Origin of the sequence: Pseudomonas sp. R62 (assembly GCF_000257605.1) — a bacterium.
GTDB classification, from domain to species: domain Bacteria; phylum Pseudomonadota; class Gammaproteobacteria; order Pseudomonadales; family Pseudomonadaceae; genus Aquipseudomonas; species Aquipseudomonas atacamensis.
In genome coordinates this window covers 1,072,679-1,076,601 of record NZ_JH635999.1, presented here as the reverse complement: position 1 = coordinate 1,076,601, position 3,923 = coordinate 1,072,679, and the positions used below count along the sequence as shown (strand labels likewise).

The 3,923-nt window shown below is 58.5% G+C and carries 1 protein-coding gene and 1 pseudogene; one reads left to right on the top strand and one right to left on the bottom strand.

Going from position 1 to position 3,923, the window contains the following annotated elements; all coding sequences use genetic code 11:
- The coding region (locus OQK_RS23115; RefSeq protein ID WP_016774503.1) for an acetoacetate--CoA ligase at window positions 1–1,626 on the top strand (1,626 nt) is incomplete at its 5' end.
- Window positions 1,627–1,674: 48 nt separating this feature from the next.
- On the opposite strand, the pseudogene OQK_RS23110 reads toward OQK_RS23115, so the two are convergent.
- Window positions 1,675–3,923: pseudogene (locus OQK_RS23110) on the bottom strand (hypothetical protein); the annotation flags it as partial.

The following is a 3,923-nucleotide window of genomic DNA, read 5'->3' as shown; positions in this document are numbered from 1 at the left end:
CAGCGCGAACAACTGACCTGGGCCGAACTGGCCGAACACGTCGCCGGTTTTCAGGCCAGCCTGCGCGCGGCGGGCGTTGGCCGGGGTGATCGCGTGGCGGCTTGCATGCCCAACACCTGGCAAACTCTGGTGGCGATGTTGGCCACCACCAGCCTCGGCGCGATCTGGTCCTGCTCGTCGCCGGACTTCGGCACCCACGGCGTGATCGATCGCTTTGGCCAGATCGAACCGAAAGTGCTGCTCACCTGTGCCGGTTATCAATACGCCGGAAAAATCCTCGATCAGACCGCCAAGCTCAACGAAATCCTGGCACAACTGCCGTCACTGCAGCAGTTGATCATCGTCCCGTACGCCCGTCCGCAAGCGCGCATCGAGGATTATCAAAGCCACGCTGATGTCTGCTTGTGGCAAGACTTCTATAAACCCGGCGGCGAACCGGATTTCACCCCGGTGCCGTTCAATCATCCGCTCTACGTGCTGTACTCCAGCGGCACCACTGGCGTGCCGAAATGCATCGTCCACAGCACCGGCGGTGTGCTGCTGCAACACGTCAAGGAGCATGGTTTGCACTGCGACCTCGGTCCCGGTGACCGCTTGTTCTACTACACGACCTGCGGCTGGATGATGTGGAACTGGCTGGTTTCAGCGCTCGCGGTTGGCAGCGCCGTGGTGCTCTACGACGGCTCGCCGTTTCATCCGGACCATCAGCGCTTGCTCGATCTGATCGACGACGAACGCATCAGTGTGTTTGGCACCAGTCCGAAATTCCTTGCCACGTTGGAAAGCAGCGGCGCCAGGCCCCGCGAAAGTCATGACTTGAGCAGTTTGAAAACCCTGCTCTGCACAGGCTCGGCTTTGTCACCGCAAAGCTACGATTTCGTTTACCGCGACTTCAAAACCGATGTGTGTCTGGCTTCAATGTCCGGTGGTACCGACATCGTCTCGTGCTTCGTCAATGGCAACCCGCTGTCAGCGGTACGTCGCGGAGAAATCATGGGCAAGAGCCTGGGCATGGCCGTCGAGGTCTGGAACGACGCTGGCCAGCCGGTGATCGGTGAGAAAGGTGAGCTGGTCTGCACACGGCATTTCCCGGCGATGCCGATCGGCTTGTGGAATGACCCCGACGGCTCAAAACTCCGCCAGTCCTACTTCAGCCTGTTCCCCGGCGTCTGGGCACAGGGTGATTACGCCGAACAGTTGCCCCACGGCGCGATGATGATCCATGGCCGCTCGGATGCGGTACTGAACCCGGGCGGCGTGCGCATCGGCACGGCGGAAATCTATCGCCAGGTCGAGAAAATCACCGAGGTACTGGACAGCGTCGCCATCGGTCAGCAGTGGCAGGATGATGTGCGGGTCGTGCTGTTCGTGCGTCTGCGCGATGGGGTCGAACTCGATCAAGGGCTCGAACAGCGAATCCGCGAAGTGATCCGCGCCAATACCACGCCGAGGCATGTCCCGGCGCGGATTGTTGCAGTGACGGACATACCGCGCACCATCAGCGGCAAAGTCGTGGAGCTGGCGGTGCGTGATGTCGTGCATGGAAGGCCGGTAAAAAACACCGATGCACTGGCCAATCCCGAAGCGCTGGAGCAGTTTCGGGATCGACCGGAACTGGCTGATTGAAACCGGCACTGACGCCCTCATCCGACAGGCTGGCGGCAGTGCTTTTCATCAACGAGGTTTGTTCAAGGTAATGACCACCGGCTCGCCAATCGCCCGGCCCGCACTGGCCTCGAGCGCACTGGCAAGAACAGTCATGTTTTGATCGAAAGTGACCTCGTCAGTGATCAGTTGACTCAGCAATGAGGTGACCAGCGTGAGCGAGTCGGCGTTTTCGAAGGCTCTGGACGGCGCATGACAGTCAGTGCCGCTCTGCGACTGCGCCAGGCAACCTGCCCCCAGATTGAGCAATACGGACACATCCAGCTGCTGTCCGCTGTCACTGGCATGCACGGCGTCGGTGGCATAACCGACATCGTCGGTTTGTGCGCTGGCGTGGAACAGCTCATGAATCAGGTCGTCGGCGATCACATCGTGGTTCAGACCCATGCTGACGAAGTGTCGATTGAAGTTTTTCGTGTAGACCTCAACAAACGCTATAGCGCAATCACCGCTCGAACCCGCGTCTTTCCAGCGCTGGTAATTGTTTGCATCGAACGATGCCAGGGTGTCGTTGATTTTGAGGCCGTCGAGAACCATGTTGCTCAAGGAGAAACCGGCGAAATCGAAGCGGATCAAACGCAAGTAGTTCACCAGCCGATCAGTGGACACCTGAGAAGCATCGCCGAACACGATCTTCATCAGCGCGTCGCGATCGCGTTTGAAATCATGACGGTTGAAGATTTCCAATGCGTTGTCGATCTTCGCCCGTGCACGGGGCAGGCTTTGCTCGATGAACTTGCGCGTGTAACTGAGCGGCAACGTGCGCGGCGAAGCAGGCAGCTGCAAGGGGGCTTGATACACAAAACCCTCCAGAGACTTGCCCCACAAGTTGCCGCGTCGATTCAGCGAGTACCATTTGTCACCACTGCGCGCGGCCAGCACGGCGACGGCTTCATGCGTAGCCCCGCGTGGCCGCCAGCTCCCCAACCCGAATTGCGCGTTATCGGCCGCTTCAAGCAGATCATAGGATTGCCGGCGACCGCTGATCCTGTGCAATTGCCCCCTGGCCAGAGTAATCAGGTCATGAGTGTTCTTGTTGAACCGCAGCAGGCCCTTGTGTACCAGTTTACCGCCCGCCTGCAGACCAGAGGGCACACCGTCGAAGGGATTGAAAAGCGAGATGGCCGAAGTAAACGCCAGCCGGGTGAAACGCGCGGCCTTGGCAGTAGTGGAAATGGCCCTGGTGGAAATACTCAGCGCCTTCGAGCTGGCGCCAGCCACTGTTCCCACCAGGCCGATGCCGTCCATCAAACATCCGTAAACCCCGTCCACCATCTTGTTGTGTTCGCCCGAGGCGATGTCCTCGATGCATTTTTTGAACGGCACCAACAGGTCGATGAAGTAAGTCAGCAAGCGTTCGCCCTCTTCCCGGGAGAGTTCGAGCGGCGTCGGTACACGCACGAGCTCTCTGAGCTCGGTTTTATTCAGGAACGGTCTGTTCTCGGCGAGAAACCCGGCGATGCGCACGATGTTAGGGTCGTTGAATTTCTGGTAGAACCCTGTCTGCAACCGCGCAGATTGCGCTGGTGCTTTCAGCGCGCCGAAGTAATCGATGATCGCCATACTGCTGCTGATCGAAGCGTCCTCGGCCGCGGCATGGGTATAGCGCCTGATGTTCAGCGGAACGCTCTGGGTCAGGGTGTTGCTCAGGGGCGTCGTCATGTTGGCACTGGCGCTCATTCTTGAGCGTTGCTGAAGCTTTTTTTCCCGTCTGATGAAAGCACCCAGCGCATCATTCCTGCGGGTTTCTGCACGCGAAGTGAATAATTCATAACAAAGATCAGCGTCTTCATCAGACGTGTACATCACAACGCCGAAGCGGCCCGTGGCGGCATCCCGGCTTTGTTGTGTTTCTTGTTCAAGCCCTACATTCAAAGGTCCGCCGGCCCGGCGAGTAGTCACATAGGATGCCGATTCGCGCACGGTGAAAAAATGAACGTCGGCATTCATGAACACTTGCAGATCCGCTTCCGGCATGTGTGCCAACGCCAGCTTGATGGCAGACATCATGCCGCCGTTCACCGCTTCGAAATGCACGGCCAACTGACGATCCATTTCCTCGTCACAGGATTCAATCGTCAGCAGTCGCGGATAACGCTGATAAAGACTGAGACCCGCAGGGTTGTAGTTGATCGCAGGTTGCAGCAATCCGTTGACGATCAAACGTACGGTGCGCCTGTCCCACTGACCGGTGATCAGATCGCCCGATTGGTGCAGCTCGACCATGGACATGATTAGCTGTCCGCCTTTCTCGGACA